Origin of the sequence: Eubacterium barkeri (assembly GCF_900107125.1) — a bacterium.
Lineage (GTDB): Bacteria > Bacillota > Clostridia > Eubacteriales > Eubacteriaceae > Eubacterium_O > Eubacterium_O barkeri.
The window spans coordinates 16,764-34,860 of record NZ_FNOU01000027.1; the positions used below are offsets into that span (position 1 = coordinate 16,764).

Below are 18,097 nucleotides of genomic sequence, written 5' to 3' on the forward strand. Positions count from 1 at the left end.
TATGGAAAATTTGATCGAGGTACGGGATTTAGGGTACGAATATCCTAAAAATGAAGAGAATAAAGAAGAAGATACCACCGCCCTGCGGGGAGTGGATTTTACTGTCGCCCCCGGGGAATTCGTCGGTATCATCGGTCACAATGGATCAGGGAAATCGACTTTATCAAAGCTTCTTAATGCGATTATCCTGCCCACAAAGGGTCGGGTCCTCATTAAAGGGATGGATACCAGGGATCCAGAAAATCTTTGGAATATCCGTCAAACCGCTGGCATGGTTTTCCAAAATCCCGATAATCAGCTGGTGGCCACCATTGTTGAAGAGGATGTGGCCTTTGGACCGGAAAACCTGGGTGTGGAGCCCACTGAAATCCGTCGTCGGGTGGATGAATGCCTGGCCACGGTTTCCATGGGGGAGTATCGCAGACAAAAGCCCCATCAATTATCCGGGGGTCAGAAGCAGCGCATCGCCATTGCCGGTATTTTAGCCATGGAGCCAGAATGCATTATCTTTGACGAGCCCACAGCCATGCTTGATCCATCAGGGCGCCGAGAGGTCATGGAAACCATTAAGACACTCAATCGGGACAAAGGGATGACGGTGCTGCATATTACCCATTACATGACAGAGCTCATCGATGCGGATCGCATTATTGTATTGGATGGGGGACAGGTTGTCATGGAAGGAACACCCCGGGAAATATTTCGCCAGGTGACGGCGCTGAAGGCCATCGGCCTGGATGTGCCCCAAATGACAGAATTAGCCTTCCTGCTCCGGGAAAGCGGCTTGGATATTCCCGATGATCTTTTACATATTGAAGAAATGGCAGGTGCCCTATGCCTTTAGAAATCGTAAATTTAGAGCATGTTTATTCCAAAGGCTCTCCCTTTGAATTCGTTGCCCTAAAAGATATTAACTGCCGCATTGAGGATGGCGAATTCATTGGGCTGATTGGGCATACCGGCTCGGGTAAATCGACCCTGATTCAGCATCTCAACGGGTTATTAACCCCAACGGCTGGATCAGTACTCTTTAATGGGAAGGATATTTTTAAAGAGGATCGAAAATCCATGGTTAAGCTTCGCCATAATATCGGTTTAGTTTTTCAATACCCAGAGCACCAGCTCTTTGAAGAGACCGTCGCTAAGGACGTTGCCTTCGGTCCTAAAAACCTGGGTCTATCCGAGGAAGAAATTATCACTCGGGTTCGTCAGTCCATCGAAATGGTCGGACTGGATTACGATGCGGTTAAGGAGCAGTCACCCTTTGAGTTATCCGGAGGGCAAATGCGTCGGGTTGCCATTGCCGGGGTACTGGCCATGGAGCCCCAGGTCTTAATCTTAGATGAGCCAACAGCAGGCTTAGACCCTAGGGGACGGGATGAAATTCTCTCCCAGATTCAAAGGCTCCATCAGGAAAAAGGCATTACCGTTATCCTCGTATCACACAGTATGGAGGATGTGGGGCGTTTAGCAGATAAAATCCTGGTGATGCATCAGGGGTCTGTTGTCTTTTTTGATCAACCGGCCAAGGTTTTTACCGAAATTGATACCCTGGAATCCATTGGATTAGCAGTGCCAGAGGTAACCTACCTCATGCGGGAGCTTGCTAAAAGGTTCCCGGATATCCGTCAAGATATTTTCACGGTAGAAGCAGCCCAGGCCGAAATCCTGAGGGTAATGGAAGGGGACACCCATGTTTAAAGATATTACCATTGGCCAATATTACCCGGCAGATTCCGTCATTCATCGCTTAGATCCCCGGACAAAGATTATCTTCACCTTTGCCTACATTATTCTACTCTTTGTCCTGAGCAATCTTTGGGGCTATTTGGCTGCCTTCATCTTCTTAGCCGCGATTATTTTAATGAGCAAAATTCCTTTGGGGTACATTTTTAAGGGGCTTAAGGCTCTGGTTTTGATTATCTTGCTCACGGTGGTCCTCAACCTCTTTATGACTCCGGGTACGCCGGTGGCCTCTTTTGGTCCATTTACCCTGACTGCAGAAGGGATTTGCAACTCAACCTATATGGCCCTGCGTTTGATTTTCCTCATTATTGGGACGAACATCATGACCTTAACGACCTCTCCCATCGATTTAACCGATGGAATGGAGTTTTGTATCAAGGGGATTCCCTTTGTGAGACGATATGCCCACGAATTATCAATGATGATGTCCATCGCTTTGCGGTTTATTCCAACACTGATGGAAGAAACGGACAAGATCATGAAGGCTCAAAAGGCCAGAGGAGCCGACTTTGAATCCGGGAATTTGATTTCAAGAGCAAAGGCCCTGGTACCCATTCTGGTGCCCCTGTTTGTATCGGCTTTTCGTCGGGCGGATGAATTGGCTACTGCCATGGAAGCGCGGTGTTATCGGGGCGGGGAAAACCGTACCCGGATGAATCAGTTGCGTTTTACAAAGGCAGACACCATTACCTTCATCATCCTTTTTGCCTTTACGGGAATTCTGATCTATTCCCGGTTTATCACCTGGCCCCTTCCTTTCCCCTTTTCGGTATAAGGGCGGTGGTAGTGTTGAGGAACATTAAACTCACAATAAGCTATAAAGGCACTGCTTACGCCGGCTGGCAGTTTCAAAAAAACGCCCCTTCCATTGAAGAGGCGCTTTTGGATGCAATAGGTCAGGTTACCGGGGAGACGGTAAAGCTCTACGGCGCCGGGCGTACCGATGCGGGGGTCCACGCCGAGGGGCAGGTGGCCAATTTTACCACAGCCTCCCGGATTCCAGGAGAACGTTTTTCTCTGGCTCTAAACACCAAGCTTCCAAGGGATATCCGGGTGGTTGAAAGCCAGCTTGTACCAGTGGAATTCCATAGCCGGTATAGTGCCATCGGTAAAATTTATGCGTACACCCTGTACATCGCCCCCATTGAAAGCCCCTTTTACTGGGATTATTCCTGGCATATTCGTGAAACGTTGGACTTGGCTGCCATGAAAAGTGCTGCAACAGCTTTTTTAGGGGAGCATGATTTTAGAGGCTTTATGTCCACAGGAAGCAGTGTGAAATCCACGGTACGTCAAATTGATGCTCTTTCGATCCAGTCCGCAGGACCCCTCATCCGGCTGACTTTCCAGGGCAATGGTTTTCTATACAACATGGTCCGCATCATTACCGGTACCTTGGTATCGGTGGGAATGGGTAAGATAAAATCCGGGGAAATCCCGGGAATTATTGCCAGTGGGGATCGGGAGCTGGGGGGAATGACGGCACCGGCCCAGGGGCTCATGTTAAAAAAAGTGATTTATTCACAATAATCATTTGACAATTGTTGTCAGTTAAGCTAGAATTAACGATGGACGTTATTGTACCCTTTGCCCCGGTACAGCATATAAACGACGACTGGCAACCTCCCACTTTTGCTGGTCATCCATCAATAAGAAAAAAATAACTACTCAATATAGGAGGAGCCTGAGATGAATGCAAATGCCACAAAAATGGCTAAATCTCAAGAAATCGAACGCAAATGGTTCGTCGTAGACGCAGAAGGCAAGGTCCTTGGTCGTCTGGCAACCGAAATTGCAACCATTTTAAGAGGAAAGAATAAACCGTATTTCACCCCCCATGTCGACTGTGGTGACTTCGTCATCATTGTGAATGCGGATAAGATTGTTATGACTGGTAATAAATTAGACCAGAAATTGTACAAGACCTATTCCGGTCATCCCGGCGGACTGAAGGAAACCAAATACCGTAAATTCTTACAGGAAAAACCGGATCTTTTGGTTTACAAGGCCGTTAGAGGCATGGTCCCCCACAATAAGCTGGGCGATGCCGTCATGAAGAAGTTAAAGGTGTATGCCGGTCCGGATCATCCCCATGCCGCACAGCAGCCTGAAGCTTTGGAAGTTTAGTAGAAAGGGAAATTAAGAATGGCGAAAGTACAATATTTCGGAACAGGTAGAAGAAAAACCTCTGTGGCCAGAGTACGTTTACTGCCCGGCGAAGGCAAGTTCATCATCAATGGCCGCGATATTGATGATTACTTTGGACTGGAAACCTTAAAGATGGTCGCAAAACAGCCCTTAGTTTTAACCAATACCATCGGGAGCTTTGATGTGATCGTCAATGTATTCGGTGGTGGCTTTACCGGTCAATCCGGTGCCATCCGTCACGGTATTTCCCGTGCGTTGTTGGAAGCAGATGCTAATTTAAGACCAGAACTCAAGCGTGCTGGTTTCTTAACACGTGACTCACGTATGACTGAACGTAAGAAATACGGTCTCAAAAAAGCCCGTCGTGCGCCTCAGTTTAGCAAGCGTTAATTGTATCGGTATTTTAGAAAGTCCGGCTTGTCACTTTGTGACAGCTGGGCTTTTTGTTATTTCGAGGTTAGGTTTTACTCTGAAAATGATGAAGCCACACAATAAGTAACGGTCAATGGCCGTTTTTTTTATGACTTAAAACCGGGTGTGGTATAATAAAAAAAAATTAAATTTTTTGAGGAGGATAACATGCGTCCCATTATTGGTGTAACCCCATTATACGATCAGGAAAAAGACAGTCTTTGGATGTTGCCGGGCTATTTAGACGGATTAATGGCAGCGGGTGCCACGCCCTTGGTTTTGCCGCTCACCCAGGATGAGGGAGTGTTAAACACGTTTTTAAGCCTTTGCCATGGCTTTCTTTTTACCGGGGGACAGGATGTGGCACCGGCGGTTTATCAGGAAGAAATGTCAAGGGATTGCGGTGAAATTTGTGAAACCCGGGATGTCATGGAAGGCTATTTATTAAAGAAATCAGTGGCCCTTGATAAGCCCATTTTGGGAATTTGCCGGGGGATTCAATTGCTGAATGCCCTCTATGGCGGAAAGCTGTACCAGGATTTAGGGCAAGAGCATCCTTCCGATATCGGTCATCAGATGAAACCACCCTATGATGTAACGGTCCACAACGTTCGTATTTTGCCCAAAACGCCCTTATCTACGCTCTTTGGGGTGGAAGATTACCCTGTGAACAGTTATCATCACCAAGGGATTTCGACCCTGGCACCGAATTTAAGGCCCATGGCGGTTTCTCCCGACGGTTTAATAGAAGCCGTTTATATGCCGACACAGTCCTTTGTTTGGGCGGTTCAGTGGCACCCGGAATTTAATTATAAAAAAGATAAGGGAAGCCAGGCCCTTTTTAAGGCATTGGTGGAGGCAGCCAGTCCGGAAGGAAAAGAAGACGAACCCATTGTGATGCACCCCATCGGTGTGGTAAAAAATGACGGCATCGTGCGTCGGTCGGACAGTTGGGGGGAGGTGATTAGCACCATTGCATTGGATAAAGCGCTGATTCCTGGGCTGGAAAGCCTGATTCAATTTTCACATATCCGGATTGTTTTTAGTTTTAGCCAAAGTCCATTTGAAGAAATGGACCCGGTGACTCGTTTAAAATGCCATCCCCGGGGACGACAAAACCTTCCCTTGGTGGGATTATATGCTACCCGGACGCCCAATCGCCCCAATGGCATTGGTATGACGGATGTGCAGCTCTTATCCATCGAGGAAAATAGATTGACGGTGAAGGGACTGGATGCCTTTGATGGGACGCCGGTTTTAGACATCAAGCCAATCTTTAGAGATCAACGGGTCGGAGAACAGCGTTACCCGGACTGGGAAGATCAATTATAGGAGTGTTGGAAGGAGAGAAAATGGTTCAACATAGTATTGAAAATGATCGCTTGCGGGTAGTGGTAGCGGATTACGGTGCGGAGCTCAAGGAGATACAGGATAAGCAAGGCGGACGATCGGTTTTATGGAAGGGTGACCCCGCCCATTGGGCCCGACGGGCACCCCTCCTTTTTCCCTGCGTTGGTGCCCATTACCAAGGGCAATATCGGCATCTGGGACAGGTTTATCCCATGCCCCGCCACGGTTTTGCCCGGGATATGAATTTTGTGTGCACGTATCAATCGGATCATGAAGTGACGCATTTGCTCACGGATAATACCAGCACCCGTGAATGCTATCCCTTCCATTTTAAACTGGAGGTAACGCATCGGCTGGAAGGGGAGTCCTTGGTGGTGATTTGGCGGGTAGAGAATACCGGAGATGGGGAAATGCCCTTTACCATTGGCGGTCACCCAGCCTTTGCTTTAGAGGAAGAAGATGGAAAGGAAGGGTATGTCCTGGATTTTCCGGGGCAGCAGGAGCTTAAATATTTACTGATTGATCCGATAGAGGGCCATCCAAATCCCAGAGATGTTCATCCAATGCCACTTCAGGATGGCTGTTATTCTCTCAGTGATGCTTTTTTTGCCAAGGATGCCCGAATCTTTGATGGTGCTCAATTTGATGAGGTTATTTTGAGAAAAAAAGATGGGACGCCTCTGGTGGCATTAAGTGCTCCGGGATTCCCGAATTTTGGAATCTGGTCAAAGCCTGGAGCTCCCTTTATCTGCCTGGAGCCTTGGATTGGTCGGACGGATGATGTGGGCTTTACAGGGGAGCTGATGGAAAAACCCGGCGTGTTGGTGGCAGCACCCGGGGACGTTTTAAGGGCAGCCTATACGATTGTCGTCTATTAAGCCTAAAATTAAGCACCGTTTCTCTGAGTAATAGAGTAACGGTGCTTGGGGTTGATCCTTTAGAACATGATCTTATTATCGATGTATGCTTTTAACTCAGCAATGGGCAGGCGAACCTGTTCCATGGTGTCGCGATCCCGGATGGTAACGGCCTCATCTTCCAGGGTATCAAAGTCAACGGTGATACACAGAGGCGTTCCGATTTCATCCTGACGGCGATAGCGCTTTCCGATGCTGCCAGCTTCATCATAATCGATATTGAAGTATTTGGCCAGCTCGCTGTAAACCTCAGTGGCTTTTTCGCTCAGCTTTTTGGACAGTGGCAGAACGGCCGCTTTAAAGCAGGATAAGGCGGGATGAATCTTCATGACGTTGCGGACATCGCCGTTTTCCAGTTCTTCCTTTTCCAAGGCATTGCATAAAAAGGCCAAAAACATCCGATCGGCGCCCAGAGAGGGCTCAATGCAGTAGGGAATATACTTTTCGTTGGTGATGGGGTCCTGATAGCGCAGATCTTTCCCGGATTCGTTCTGATGCTGGGTCAGGTCGAAGTCCGTACGATCGGCAATCCCCCAGAGTTCACCCCAACCGAAGGGGAAGAGGTATTCTACATCGGTGGTGGCATTGGAGTAATGGGAGAGCTCTTCCTGCTCATGATCCCGGAAACGGATATTTTCTTCCTTCATACCCAGGTCGAAGAGCCATTTTTTACATTGATCCTTCCAATAGGCGAACCATTGGAGGTCTGTACCGGGTTCGCAGAAGAATTCCAGCTCCATCTGTTCAAATTCCCGGATTCTGAAGATGAAGTTTCCAGGGGTGATTTCGTTTCGGAAGGATTTCCCCACCTGGCCGATACCGAAGGGAATCTTTTTCCGGGTGGTCCGTTGGACATTCTTGAAATTGACGAAGATCCCCTGGGCGGTTTCCGGACGAAGGTAAATTTCCGAGGCGCTGTCTTCGGTGACGCCCTGGAAGGTTTTAAACATCAGGTTGAACTGGCGGATTTCTGTAAAATCAGCCTTTCCGCATTCGGGACAGACGATGTTGTTATCCCGGATGTAGTCCTCCATCTGTTCCTTGCTCCAGCCATCGACGATGACTTCTTCACCCTTTTCCTGGAAGTAATCCTCTAAAAGCTTATCGGCCCGAAAACGGGATTTACAGGCTTTACAATCCATCAAGGGATCATTGAAGCCACCGACATGGCCTGAGGCCACCCAGGTTCTGGGGTTCATTAAAATGGCGGCATCCAGACCGACATTATAGGGGGATTCCTGGATGAATTTCTTCCACCAGGCCTTTTTAACATTATTTTTCATCTCCACGCCGATGGGGCCGTAATCCCAGCTATTGGCAAGACCATCATAGATCTCAGATCCTGGGAATACAATACCTCTCATTTTGGCAAGGCTGACAATTTCACTCATTGAAAAGCTAGACATTCGCGTCCTCCTCTGCAATATTCATAATTTCTTATTTTAACATAGATTCAGATTTTATGCATACTTTATCCCGGATTATTTTACATGAAAATATTATAATATTTCTTGTTTTAAAATGAGAGCAGTAGTGTTAAAATGACTATATCCGTGATTTGTAAAAATTGAGGAATTAAAGGAACTACATAGGAGATTTTAAAGATGACGATTGGAATGCTATTGGGCCTCTTTGGCGGCCTGGGTATGTTCATTTACGGGATGCACCTGATGAGCGAAGGACTTAAGATTGTTGCGGGGAACAAAATGAAGCATCTGTTGGAGGTGCTGACGAATAACCGCTTCAAAGCAATCCTTGTGGGGATTGTGGTGACCATCATGGTTCAAAGCTCCAGTACCACGACGGTTATGGTCGTGGGCTTTGTCAACGCATCGCTTATGAGCTTAACCCAGGCGGCTGGGATTATTTTGGGGGCAAATATTGGGACGACTGTAATGGCTCAGCTCATTGCTTTCAATGTGGATGCAGTGGCACCTTTATTTATCGGTATTGGTACCTTTATGGCCCTTTTTGCCAAAAGGAAGAGCACCCGGGATTTGGGAAGTATTATTTTAGGATTTGGGATTCTCTTCTTTGGAGTCAGCACCATGAGTACCACCATGAAGCCCTTAAAGGATAGTCCAGTATTCATCGAATGGTTAACCACCTATGGGCGCAACCCCTTCCTGGGCCTGCTTATTGGGACGGTGATTACCGGGATTATGCAAAGCTCTGGTGCGACCCTGGGCTTACTCCAGGCACTGGCAATTTCCGGGGTCTTTGCAGGGGTCACAGGAACAGGGGCCATTCAAATCTGTATCCCCATGATGATTGGGACCAATATTGGGACCTGCGTGACGGCACTGCTTTCGAGTATCGGCACAAGCACAGCGGCAAAAAATGCGGCTTTCATTCATTTGTTTGTCAATATCTTTGGTGCAATCTGGGTGATGCTATTGCTGGGGGTTATGGATGCCACTATGACGGTGAACCCCATTTATGAATTTATTGTTAATATTTCCGGGAATATGACCAGCGAATCCGGGGCCATGGTTCCCAATGTGGCCAGACAGATTGCCATGTCCCACACCTTCTTTAATGTGGCCAATACCATCGTTCTGATCCCCATTATTAACTACTTCGTCCATTTTCTGGAACGTGTTTTCCCAACGGGTGAAGAGGAAAAGGGATTACAGCTGGATGAACGCCTCCTGAATAATCCCTCTGTGGCCATTGGCCAGGTGGGGAAAGAGGTTACTCGTCTCAGTGATATGGCCCGTAAGAATTTTAAAACGGCCCATGATGCTGTGATGAACAATGATGAAAAAGCCATTGAAAAGGTGTATGAGCGGGAAGAGCGCATTGATGAATTTGAGCATGGTATCATCGATTATACAGTCCGTCTCTCGAATATGAATATTTCTCAGATAGAAAATGACCGCTTAGCCTTTTATCTGAAGGGCGCCCACGATTTAGAACGGATCAGTGATCATGCTGAAAATATTGCGGAGCTGGCAGAGATGAAGATTCGGGAGAAAATTGATTTAAGCAATGATGCCAGAGGTGAAATTGAAGAGATCATGGTGTATACCAGCCATACCCTGGAAAATGTGGTTAAAATTTTAGAGACTGAAGATCCAAAATTATGTGATCAGGTTCTGGTGGAAGAGGATGAAATTGATAAGATGACCCGCAATCTCAAGGATGCCCATATGCGTCGTCTGAATAAAGGGGAATGTAAAGCTTATAGTGGGGTATTGTTCTTAGATTTACTGGCGAATGTTGAACGTGTGGGGGATCATGCGGCCAATGTTGCCCAGGATATCCTGAGCATGCGCAGCGAACGGAATATCAATAAAATTGAGGAGGTCATTTTCTAATGCAATATGACGTAATCATTATTGGAAGCGGTCCCGCTGGTTTAAGTGCTGGGATTTATGCTGCCCGTGGACAGCTGAATACATTAATTCTGGAAAAAGGGGCGATTGGTGGTCAGGCTGTTACCACCTGGGAGATTGAAAACTATCCCGGAGCTCCGGAAGAAACAACGGGACCATCCTTAACCGAGCGTATGCGGGAACAGTGTGTGTCCTTCGGCGTAACCTTTATGACCGGTGAGTATAGAAGTTTGGCTAAAACCACAGAGGGCTATGTTGTCAGTGTGGGGGATCAATCCATCACAACCCAATGCGTTATTGTTGCCAGTGGGGCAGAACCTCGGCTCCTGGGGTGTCCTGGGGAGCAGGAATACCGGGGTATGGGGGTTTCCTACTGTGCCACCTGTGATGCCAATTTTTTCCGAAACCGTCATGTGGCAGTTGTTGGGGGAGGGGATACCGCCATTGAAGAGGCCTTATACTTAACTAAATTTGCATCCCAGGTGACGGTCATCCATCGCAGGGATGCCCTCCGGGCGACAAAGATTTTGGCAGATCGAGCGATGGCAAACAACAAAATTGATATTGTTTGGGACAGTATTGTGGAATCCATTGATGGGGATGGTTTAGTTTCCGGGGTGACGTTAAAGAATGTTAACACAGGGGAAAGCCAAAAGCTGCCAGTGGATGGTGTTTTCATCTTTGTGGGTCAGAAGCCTAATAGTGATGTTTTTGCCGATGATTTGACGTTGGACGACCGGGGGTATATTATAACCGATGAACAAATGTCTGTAGGACTTCCTGGAATCTTTGCCGCAGGGGATGTTCGTCAGAAAATGCTGCGCCAGGTGGTCACAGCCACAGCGGATGGTGCCATAGCAGGGGTATCTGCCATCCGTTATCTTGAGAATTTATAACAGGGGTAATAAAAAAGAGCCGTTTGGGCTCTTTTTTATTTAGGCACTTAATACGCTAGAGGCATCGGCCTTAGCCATATAGGTATATTTGTTGAGCTTTTTCCATTGGATGCCCGTAAATCCGGCCTTACCAAGCATTTGCCAGATATCCTTTTCGCTGTACATCCGAATATCTGTTACTTCATTGATGGGGCGGCTGACAATGTTTAAGTAGCGCATGGCCGCGTTCAGGTAAGTATCGCAGATGATGAGCGTGCCTTTGGGCTTGAGGACGCGGTGAATTTCCTCCAGAACGTCATGGGGATAGGGATAGTGGTGGAAGGTTGAGGTGCTGACCACCATATCGAAGGAGTCTTTTTTGTAGGGAAGCTGCTTTGCGTTACCGAAGTTTAGGGTAACATCCTTATCAGCCAGACGTTCTTTGGCTCCAGCCAGACGTTCAAGGGAATAATCAAAGCCGTTGGCTGTAATCAGCGGAAAGGCCTCGAAGATTTGCTCTAACATCAAGCCCGACCCACAGTCTAAATCCAAAAGTGTATTGAACTGATAATCCTTTAGGGCCTCCACAATATCTTGGCGGCAATCGTGGGAATATTTTCGAAATTCACTGGTATTAAAGATGGCGGCCATTAAGTCCTGGCTGATGCCACGTGTATCATTATTCATTTTATTTGATCCTTTCTGAGGTAATCTTCATTGGTGCCCATAGTGTAACACGTTCTCAGAGGTTTGACCACCGTAAAAGGCTCTTTTTCTAAAAAGAAATTCAGGATGCAACACCGTAATGCCTGACTTGCAAAACAAGGTCCTTTTATCTGGGAAAAGGAACGAAATTGTAGAGTAACGTACTGTACCATGCTAAAAACTTAATGAATTCTTAAATCGGATACCACTGATTGAGGAAATCTTCCCGCTTATGCCAATCCGGCATGAGGGTCCCCAGTGCAGAAGAAAAACCAAAATCATGGCTGGGATAGCGAAAGTGGAGCATCTCATGAAGTGCGATGTACTCAATACAGAACTCAGGGACTTTAATAAGCTCAAGATTAAGAATCAGGATTTTGCTTTTGGGGGAACAAGAGCCCCAACGGTTGAGCATGCGATAGATTCTGAGTTGGGGAAGCTGAAGTTTATAAGGTGCTGCTTTTACAACAGCATCTGCCAGCAAGGGTACGAATTTCTCCCGGGCCTGGTCCCGGTACCACATATCCAGTATGAATTCTTTATGCTCCCGGTTATTGGGTTGGTTACATTCCAATACAATATTTTCTCCGAGAATTTGGACCCGGGGCTCTAAGTTCGTGTGATGTACCGATAGATTGTAGTAATGCCCTAAATATTTATGGGATTCCCCGGTAGTATAGTGGTAAACCCGTTCATGTTCTGGTGTGATGATCTGTCCTTTTATCATAGTGCCCTCCTCGTATGTAAACATTATATCATTAAGAAAAAGCAATGCTTCATAATTTGTTGCCCCATTTTAGCAATTATTTGTTATAATATAAAAACACATGTTTAGAAACAGGAGGATTATTTGAATTGCAAGAGATTAAAAATCCAAATCAAATGAACATTATTTTGGGGATTGTGGGCGTTGTCATGGGGGTGCTTTTGATTTTCGTGCCTGGTATGCTGGTTGATCTGGGGGCCTATCAATTTTACTGTAATTATTTTGGTATTGCCATTATCATCTTTGCCCTTTGCTGGATCTTTTATTATGCCAGACGGTCGGCACAGTTCAAGGCTTTTATGGCCAGTGATGAGGAAAAGCTGCGATGGGATTATGATGAAGATTTGTACAATAGCTTCATTGGTGAGCTGCTAGCCATTCAGAAGAAATCCAGTCGAAAGCGTTTCTTGATTCTTTGGGGAGGTATTATTGCACTGTCAGTCGCCTTATATTTTCTTCTGAGCCCAGAATCGAGGAACTTTGCTTTCTTCTTTGGTGGGTTTTTTACCTTGACGGCGGCCATCTTCGTGCTCATTGCGCCCAATGCCTTTCGCTTTCGGGCGGCAGAAAAGCCTTACTGTTCGATTATCGCAGTCAATGAGGCCTATACCATGGGGCGGTATCATCGCTGGGATCGCTGTCGGGCAAAGGTAAAGTTCCATGAAAATGGTGACAATGAATTCCATGTCCTTGGCTTAAACTATGAAGGTTTTACCGCCAATGGAAAGCTTTTTCGGGAATGGAGCGCACTTTTACCGAATGCTGAGGAAGGGACTTTAAAGGAAGCCCGGGAAATGGCATCGAAAATTAATAAGGCCACAAAGGTGTTTGAATCGAAGCCTAAGAAGGATATACTGGAACGTGCCTTTGATAAGATGCTGGGGAGAGATAAGCCAGCACCGGATCAGGGTAAAAAGAAATAATAAAAGAAGCCCCTTTCAGATTGTAGGATTGAATCTGAAAGGGGCTTCTTTTATTGTGAAACCTTAGCATAGAGGGTTTTGGCACCAACCCCCTTTAACATTCCTAATTTTCCAGACAGAGCACTAATGATATCTGCTGGAGCATCTAAAATGACACTGATAACGGACACGCCGTGGGTTGGACAGGGGATGCCCATCCGTCCGATAATATAAGGGGCATATTGGTGGAGGGTCGCATTGAGACGTTCCACAGCCCCGCTATCTTCAACGATGATGCCGATGTGGGCAATCCGGTTGGAAGTTTGTGTCGCCATCTTATTCGGGGTAAATGAGATGATCCTCGGTGATGTTATCGAGGACTTCATCTAAGAATTTCTGGGCTTCATACTTGGCCATGGGCAGATTCATATCCAGGTAATTGCCACAGTCCCGGGGAGCTGCACCGGGAATTTCTCCCTCAAAATCTGCCATGAAGCGATAGAGCTCCGTAACCAAGGGAACAATGTCCCGGGAAATGAGATCCCCTTTAATCAGCAAATAAAAACCGGTCCGGCAGCCCATGGGTCCGAAATAAACAATCTGATTGGAGCGTTCAGGATCGTTCCGGAGATAGGTTGCCCCTAAATGCTCAAGGGTATGGGATTCTGCGGTATTCAATACCGGCTCACGATTGGGTTCCTTCATCCGAATGTCGAAGGTGGTGATACAATCATCACCACAATAATCCTTACGGGAAACGTAGATCCCCCGAAGGAGATCAATGTGGTTAACGGTAAAGCTTGCGATTTTTTTCATAATCATAAATCCTTTCGTAAATTAAGATAGGTATTTAGCGCGTCTAAGTAATGGATGAGTAAATTCCCCTGGGCAGGAATCCGTAATTGCGGATCGAAAGCGGCATGAGGAATGGACTTTCGCCCGGTTCCCTTTTGGGCAGCGTCCCAATAGGGCTTGAGGCTTTCAAAGGGGAGGAGATAAGCTTCGTCCAGCTGCTTAAAAAAGACAATGAGGAAGGACAGACCATCCTGACGTTGAAAGGCATCCATAAATTCAATCTGATGGGCGTGGATGTTTGAAATGGGTAGCCGTTTGAGGTTCGTTTCCTTGGCATCAAAGCAAATAGGGATGCCCTGTACGTTTCCCATATAATCCACGGTACTTTTTTCGTCAAAGTAAGCTAACTTGATGGTGCCACGCTCTTTATCCAATTCCACGGGCTTAATGGCCGTTGGCAGCTTTTGAACCACCGCCAGCCCCTGATCTAAGTAGAGCTGGTTGGATTGGTTGATACAGTCTTCCAGATAGCTTCCCCGGAGGCCCCGGGAGTGCCAATAGCCCATCAGTCCACCTCCGTATAACCCAAATCTTTCAAAATTGATTGAAAATCCTGGGGAAGGGGTGCTTTAAAATCGTAGTTTAAGTCAGGGATGGCGTAATGCACACTATGAAGGAGCTGTCGCCGAAGTCCATATCGCTCTAAAAAAGCCTTGTTGACAGTGCGATGACCGTATTTGGGATCACCGATGATAGGATGATTGGCCGCGGCAAGCTGTACCCGGATTTGATGGGCCCGTCCGGTGAATAATCGGATACAGACCAGGCTGGTATCCTGGTTACTGGCGATACGGACACAGCTGAGGTGGGCAGATACACCTTCCTCCCCTGCCCCGATGGTCACCCGATTTGTGGCACCATCCTTTACGAGTTGATCCTGAAGGGTAAGGGATGGTGCAATGGTTCCCTTGACCAAGGCGAGGTATTCCTTTAAAATACTACGGGAACGAATAGCAGTATTCACCAGCTTTTGGGTTGGGTAATCCTTTGGAATCATGATGATGCCACTGGTATTCTTATCCAACCGATTGGAAGGAGCAGGGTGAAAGGTCCTCCCATCATTTTTAATGGCCGTAGAGAGCCAATCAGACAGTGCGGGTTCTCCGCTGGCATCGGGTTGGGTCAACATCCCCTGGGGTTTGTTTAGCACAAGGATATGCTCATCCTCATAAATCGGACGATCAAAGAGGGTGTTGTTTGGCAGCATTGGCGGTGTAGGAACCTTCTGGCCAGTACCGCTGAAATGGTCAATGGTTTCATCCGAGAAAAAAACCTGGATGCAATCCCCCTCATTGAGAAAAGTCTGGGGCTGTGCCCGCCCTTGATTCAATGTAATTTGTTTCTTCCGGAGCATCTTTTGGAGAAATCCTTTAGAAGCCCGGGGGAAGCGCTTCAATAGATACCGATCGATGCGTTGACCGGCAGCGTTTGTATCAATATATAATTCTTTCATGGCCTTATTATAGCATAAAAGCGATAAAGGGAATCCCTTTTTCTTTTGAAGTGCGAAGGGTGTGGTGAGTATGGTACAATACTAAAGTAGTTCATATGAAGGATGGAAAGAGTGTGAAATATATACCTTATATAGAAGAGAACCCAATTAAAGGGAATGCTGCCCCTGCATTTGATTTGGAAGGGATTCGGGCAGAGGCGTCAGCGGCACCGGGAATGCCCTTGTATGACATGACGCTGACAGAACGAGTGGGAAAGGATGTGGCCCAGGGGATGCTGATTCATGGTGAGTGTATTGCCGCCTGTGCCTGGCTCAAGGAAAAAAGGGAGACCGTTGATTTAGTTTATATTGATCCACCCTTTGCCAGCGGAGCACACTATACAAACCGTATGTATCTTCGGGGGAAACCCCATACCCATCAAGCCTTTGAAGAAACCATGTACAGCGATATCTGGAAACAAGGGGATTATCTGAAATGGATGTATAAAAATCTTTTGGCCATTCGTAGCGTTATGCGTGAATCTGCCAGTATTTATGTCCATTTGGATTGGCACATCTGTCATTATATTAAAATATTGATGGATGATATCTTTGGAGCTCAGAATTTTCTCAATGAAATCATCTGGTCCTATAAATCAGGAGGTGCATCAACGGCCAGCTTTGCGAAAAAGCACGATACCCTCTATCTTTACGCCAAAAATAAAGGGCACCATCTGTTTAATCCGATGAAGGAGAAATCCTATAATCGTGGATTCAAACCCTATCGTTTTAAAAATGTGAAAGAGTATCAGGATGATGTGGGGTGGTACACCCAGGTTAATATGAGGGATGTTTGGGAGATTGATATGGTTGGGCGAACGGCTGGTGAGCGGGTGGACTATATCACCCAAAAACCAGAGGCTTTGCTGGAGCGCATAATAACGGCATCCAGTGGCGAAGGAATGGTCGTGGCAGATTTTTTTGGCGGAAGTGGTGTTGCCGCTGGGACAGCAAGCCGTCTCGGCCGACGGTTTATCCATTGTGATGTGGGTATCAATAGCATTAACGTCACCCGGGACCGATTAAAGAAGCAAGGGACTGGAAGTTTTTCCATTTACCGGGTGGAAGATGACCTATCCTTATATCGGAATCCAATCCAAACCATGGAGCAGCTTAAAGCACAGCTGCCAAAATTTCAAAAAGAGAAGGGGATGCCGAAGGTTTTAGCGGGGACAATTTTAGAGGAAGGGGAACGGATTCCGATTTATCTCCCCAATTTGCTGGATCGATCGAGCCACCAATTGGAAGCATCCGTTCTGAGCCAACTACAACAGGCTCGAAAAACATTGAAAAAGAAATATTCTAAAATTCGAGTTTATCATCTTCTGGGGAACATTGACTGTCAGGAAGAAGGACTGGAATTTGTCACTCTGAAACCGGTGCTCGAACAAATAGGGCGAGCCGATGAGGCGCTTTGGCATTGTGAAAAAAATCAAGAGGGGTATACACTTCGTCTAAAGCAGTTTAAAAGTGATCATTTAAAGAAGAGTATTGAAATCTATAATAAAAAGAAAGAGAAGAACAAGGGGTATAAAGCCATTCATATGAGCAGTAGTGGGTTGGAGCTCGTCGAAATGATTGCTCTGGATTGTGAGAATGATGGAGGGATTTGGACAAGCAGTGAAGAGATCCATATTGATAAATGGGGATTCCTAATCTATAATAATGTAAAATTCAATACATTGTGGGATGGGACAATCCGATCAAGTAATCAGCCGAAGCGGCTCAAAATACGGAATATTGCAGGTGACGAAACGGTGTGGAAGATTGTATAACAAAGGAGGATCAAATGGGACATCTTTTATGGGTGCTAATTATTGGCGGCATTATAGGGGCGATCGCTGGTGCCATCGCCAGTCGGGATTTACCAGCTGGCTGCATTGGGAACATCGCTGCTGGGATTATTGGTTCTATTGTCGGGGAAAAGCTATTTGGATACTGGGGACCTGCAGCAGCAGGTATGGCCATCGTGCCGTCGATTATAGGAGCGCTAATTCTAGTAGCAGTACTTGATCTGTTCCTTCATTTACGGAAAAAATAAATAATCAGCCCAGTTGAAAAATAAGTAAATAAGGCTATTGACAAAACCCCCGAGACAGTTTATACTAAACAAGCCGTATCGAAAGAGGGCATGGCAAAACGAAAAAGCTATAAAATTACTAAAAAAAGTAGTTGACAAAGCGGATGCGGTTTGCTAAAATAAATAAGCTGTCTCGAGAGAGACACACCAAATCCATCCCATTGAAAAACATTTAAAAAAGTGCTTGACAATGAAAGAGTGGTTTGGTAAAATAAATAAGCTGTCTAAAGCAAACGACTTCAGGATTGAGAAAATTTAAAAAACTTTCAAAATTCACTTGACAGAAATAAATGCTTCTGCTATAATAAAGAAGTTGTCAATTGCGACAGCGAGGTCATAGAAAAGAGAATAGTACCATAAAACCTGGATAAAACCAAAGATTCCGAAGCAGAGCGATCTGCTGGAGAAAAGAAGAGGTTGGACTCTTCTATAAAAAAACCAAACCAAGCGTAAGAACCAGAACATCAGACTGAGGTCTGATGCCAAACTTTTAATTGAGAGTTTGATCCTGG

General features: G+C 46.3%; 21 protein-coding genes. 13 read left to right on the top strand and 8 right to left on the bottom strand.

Annotated features, from left to right (window positions below; translation table 11 throughout):
- Position 1: 1 nt before the first annotated feature.
- The 8 genes from BLU30_RS12675 (at position 2) to BLU30_RS12710 (ending at position 6,533) form a co-directional block, all read left to right on the top strand.
- A complete protein-coding gene (locus BLU30_RS12675) occupies positions 2 to 844 on the top strand; it encodes an energy-coupling factor transporter ATPase (protein ID WP_090246916.1) in 843 nt (280 codons plus the stop codon).
- Positions 835 to 1,701, top strand: a complete 867-nt coding sequence (locus tag BLU30_RS12680) for an energy-coupling factor transporter ATPase (protein WP_090246918.1) — start codon at positions 835 to 837, stop codon at positions 1,699 to 1,701. Before BLU30_RS12675 ends, BLU30_RS12680 begins: the two co-directional genes overlap by 10 nt.
- On the top strand, positions 1,694 to 2,521 hold the full coding sequence (locus BLU30_RS12685; protein ID WP_090246920.1) for an energy-coupling factor transporter transmembrane component T family protein: 828 nt from the start codon (positions 1,694 to 1,696) through the stop codon (positions 2,519 to 2,521). Before BLU30_RS12680 ends, BLU30_RS12685 begins: the two co-directional genes overlap by 8 nt.
- Before the next feature lie 11 nt (positions 2,522 to 2,532).
- Positions 2,533 to 3,276: a tRNA pseudouridine(38-40) synthase TruA gene (gene truA, locus BLU30_RS12690; protein ID WP_479691035.1), complete on the top strand. Its 744-nt coding sequence runs from the start codon at positions 2,533 to 2,535 to the stop codon at positions 3,274 to 3,276.
- 159 nt (positions 3,277 to 3,435) lie between these two features.
- Positions 3,436 to 3,873: a 50S ribosomal protein L13 gene (rplM, locus tag BLU30_RS12695; protein WP_090246923.1), complete on the top strand. Its 438-nt coding sequence runs from the start codon at positions 3,436 to 3,438 to the stop codon at positions 3,871 to 3,873.
- Positions 3,874 to 3,891: 18 nt separating this feature from the next.
- Positions 3,892 to 4,284, top strand: a complete 393-nt coding sequence (rpsI, locus tag BLU30_RS12700; protein WP_090246924.1) for a 30S ribosomal protein S9 — start codon at positions 3,892 to 3,894, stop codon at positions 4,282 to 4,284.
- Positions 4,285 to 4,473: 189 nt separating this feature from the next.
- On the top strand, positions 4,474 to 5,637 hold the full coding sequence (locus tag BLU30_RS14690; RefSeq protein ID WP_176770939.1) for a TrmO family methyltransferase domain-containing protein: 1,164 nt from the start codon (positions 4,474 to 4,476) through the stop codon (positions 5,635 to 5,637).
- Positions 5,638 to 5,657: 20 nt separating this feature from the next.
- A complete protein-coding gene (locus tag BLU30_RS12710; RefSeq protein ID WP_090246926.1) occupies positions 5,658 to 6,533 on the top strand; it encodes an aldose 1-epimerase family protein in 876 nt (291 codons plus the stop codon).
- 59 nt (positions 6,534 to 6,592) lie between these two features.
- On the opposite strand, the gene BLU30_RS12715 is transcribed toward BLU30_RS12710, so the two are convergent.
- A complete protein-coding gene (locus tag BLU30_RS12715) occupies positions 6,593 to 7,978 on the bottom strand; it encodes a glycine--tRNA ligase (protein ID WP_090246928.1) in 1,386 nt (461 codons plus the stop codon).
- A gap of 198 nt (positions 7,979 to 8,176) precedes the next feature.
- On the opposite strand from BLU30_RS12715, the gene BLU30_RS12720 reads away from it, so the two are divergent.
- Positions 8,177 to 9,892: a Na/Pi cotransporter family protein gene (locus tag BLU30_RS12720; protein WP_090246929.1), complete on the top strand. Its 1,716-nt coding sequence runs from the start codon at positions 8,177 to 8,179 to the stop codon at positions 9,890 to 9,892.
- The gene (gene trxB, locus BLU30_RS12725; RefSeq protein ID WP_090246931.1) at positions 9,892 to 10,806 is read left to right on the top strand and encodes a thioredoxin-disulfide reductase; all 915 of its coding nucleotides are present in this window, start codon (positions 9,892 to 9,894) and stop codon (positions 10,804 to 10,806) included. The genes BLU30_RS12720 and trxB overlap by 1 nt, the downstream gene beginning before the upstream one ends.
- Positions 10,807 to 10,845: 39 nt before the next feature.
- On the opposite strand, the gene BLU30_RS12730 is transcribed toward trxB, so the two are convergent.
- The gene (locus tag BLU30_RS12730) at positions 10,846 to 11,472 is read right to left on the bottom strand and encodes a class I SAM-dependent methyltransferase (protein WP_090246932.1); all 627 of its coding nucleotides are present in this window, start codon (positions 11,470 to 11,472) and stop codon (positions 10,846 to 10,848) included.
- 211 nt (positions 11,473 to 11,683) lie between these two features.
- Positions 11,684 to 12,217, bottom strand: a complete 534-nt coding sequence (locus tag BLU30_RS12735) for a M48 family metallopeptidase (RefSeq protein ID WP_090246934.1) — start codon at positions 12,215 to 12,217, stop codon at positions 11,684 to 11,686.
- Positions 12,218 to 12,345: 128 nt separating this feature from the next.
- Here BLU30_RS12735 and BLU30_RS12740 point away from each other — a divergent pair, with 128 nt between their 5' ends.
- Positions 12,346 to 13,179: a UbiA prenyltransferase family protein gene (locus tag BLU30_RS12740; protein WP_090246935.1), complete on the top strand. Its 834-nt coding sequence runs from the start codon at positions 12,346 to 12,348 to the stop codon at positions 13,177 to 13,179.
- 50 nt (positions 13,180 to 13,229) lie between these two features.
- Here the strand turns inward: BLU30_RS12740 and BLU30_RS12745 are convergent, their stop codons facing one another.
- The 4 genes from BLU30_RS12745 to BLU30_RS12760 are packed head-to-tail and all read right to left on the bottom strand — an operon-like array spanning position 13,230 to position 15,466.
- Entirely contained in the window at positions 13,230 to 13,493 is a 264-nt protein-coding gene (locus tag BLU30_RS12745) for a TM1266 family iron-only hydrogenase system putative regulator (RefSeq protein ID WP_090246937.1), read from the bottom strand.
- A gap of 1 nt (position 13,494) precedes the next feature.
- On the bottom strand, positions 13,495 to 13,974 hold the full coding sequence (locus BLU30_RS12750) for an S-ribosylhomocysteine lyase (RefSeq protein ID WP_090246938.1): 480 nt from the start codon (positions 13,972 to 13,974) through the stop codon (positions 13,495 to 13,497).
- 2 nt (positions 13,975 to 13,976) lie between these two features.
- Entirely contained in the window at positions 13,977 to 14,519 is a 543-nt protein-coding gene (locus tag BLU30_RS12755) for a Holliday junction resolvase RecU (protein ID WP_090246940.1), read from the bottom strand.
- A complete protein-coding gene (locus BLU30_RS12760) occupies positions 14,519 to 15,466 on the bottom strand; it encodes an RluA family pseudouridine synthase (RefSeq protein WP_090246941.1) in 948 nt (315 codons plus the stop codon). The genes BLU30_RS12755 and BLU30_RS12760 overlap by 1 nt, the downstream gene beginning before the upstream one ends.
- 113 nt (positions 15,467 to 15,579) lie before the next feature.
- Between BLU30_RS12760 and BLU30_RS12765 the strand changes: the two genes are divergently transcribed.
- Positions 15,580 to 17,280: a DNA-methyltransferase gene (locus BLU30_RS12765; RefSeq protein WP_176770940.1), complete on the top strand. Its 1,701-nt coding sequence runs from the start codon at positions 15,580 to 15,582 to the stop codon at positions 17,278 to 17,280.
- Between the two features lie 14 nt (positions 17,281 to 17,294).
- Positions 17,295 to 17,546 (top strand): GlsB/YeaQ/YmgE family stress response membrane protein, encoded by a 252-nt coding sequence (locus BLU30_RS12770; protein WP_090246945.1) that lies wholly within the window; start codon positions 17,295 to 17,297, stop codon positions 17,544 to 17,546.
- A 312-nt stretch (positions 17,547 to 17,858) separates the two neighbouring features.
- Here BLU30_RS12770 and BLU30_RS14385 read toward each other — a convergent pair.
- A partial coding sequence (locus BLU30_RS14385; protein WP_207648017.1) for a hypothetical protein occupies positions 17,859 to 18,097 on the bottom strand: 239 nt, incomplete at its 5' end.

Bases quoted from the DNA above. Each gene is read 5' to 3' on its own strand.
- BLU30_RS12675 (WP_090246916.1), top strand. From the start codon at position 2: ATGGAAAATTTGATCGAGGTACGGGATTTAGGGTACGAATATCCTAAA.
- BLU30_RS12680 (WP_090246918.1), top strand. From the start codon at position 835: ATGCCTTTAGAAATCGTAAATTTAGAGCATGTTTATTCCAAAGGCTCT.
- BLU30_RS12685 (WP_090246920.1), top strand. From the start codon at position 1,694: ATGTTTAAAGATATTACCATTGGCCAATATTACCCGGCAGATTCCGTC.
- rplM (WP_090246923.1), top strand. From the start codon at position 3,436: ATGAATGCAAATGCCACAAAAATGGCTAAATCTCAAGAAATCGAACGC.
- rpsI (WP_090246924.1), top strand. From the start codon at position 3,892: ATGGCGAAAGTACAATATTTCGGAACAGGTAGAAGAAAAACCTCTGTG.
- BLU30_RS14690 (WP_176770939.1), top strand. From the start codon at position 4,474: ATGCGTCCCATTATTGGTGTAACCCCATTATACGATCAGGAAAAAGAC.
- BLU30_RS12710 (WP_090246926.1), top strand. From the start codon at position 5,658: ATGGTTCAACATAGTATTGAAAATGATCGCTTGCGGGTAGTGGTAGCG.
- BLU30_RS12715 (WP_090246928.1), bottom strand. From the start codon at position 7,978: ATGTCTAGCTTTTCAATGAGTGAAATTGTCAGCCTTGCCAAAATGAGA.
- BLU30_RS12720 (WP_090246929.1), top strand. From the start codon at position 8,177: ATGACGATTGGAATGCTATTGGGCCTCTTTGGCGGCCTGGGTATGTTC.
- trxB (WP_090246931.1), top strand. From the start codon at position 9,892: ATGCAATATGACGTAATCATTATTGGAAGCGGTCCCGCTGGTTTAAGT.
- BLU30_RS12730 (WP_090246932.1), bottom strand. From the start codon at position 11,472: ATGAATAATGATACACGTGGCATCAGCCAGGACTTAATGGCCGCCATC.
- BLU30_RS12735 (WP_090246934.1), bottom strand. From the start codon at position 12,217: ATGATAAAAGGACAGATCATCACACCAGAACATGAACGGGTTTACCAC.
- BLU30_RS12745 (WP_090246937.1), bottom strand. From the start codon at position 13,493: ATGGCGACACAAACTTCCAACCGGATTGCCCACATCGGCATCATCGTT.
- BLU30_RS12750 (WP_090246938.1), bottom strand. From the start codon at position 13,974: ATGAAAAAAATCGCAAGCTTTACCGTTAACCACATTGATCTCCTTCGG.
- BLU30_RS12755 (WP_090246940.1), bottom strand. From the start codon at position 14,519: ATGGGCTATTGGCACTCCCGGGGCCTCCGGGGAAGCTATCTGGAAGAC.
- BLU30_RS12760 (WP_090246941.1), bottom strand. From the start codon at position 15,466: ATGAAAGAATTATATATTGATACAAACGCTGCCGGTCAACGCATCGAT.
- BLU30_RS12770 (WP_090246945.1), top strand. From the start codon at position 17,295: ATGGGACATCTTTTATGGGTGCTAATTATTGGCGGCATTATAGGGGCG.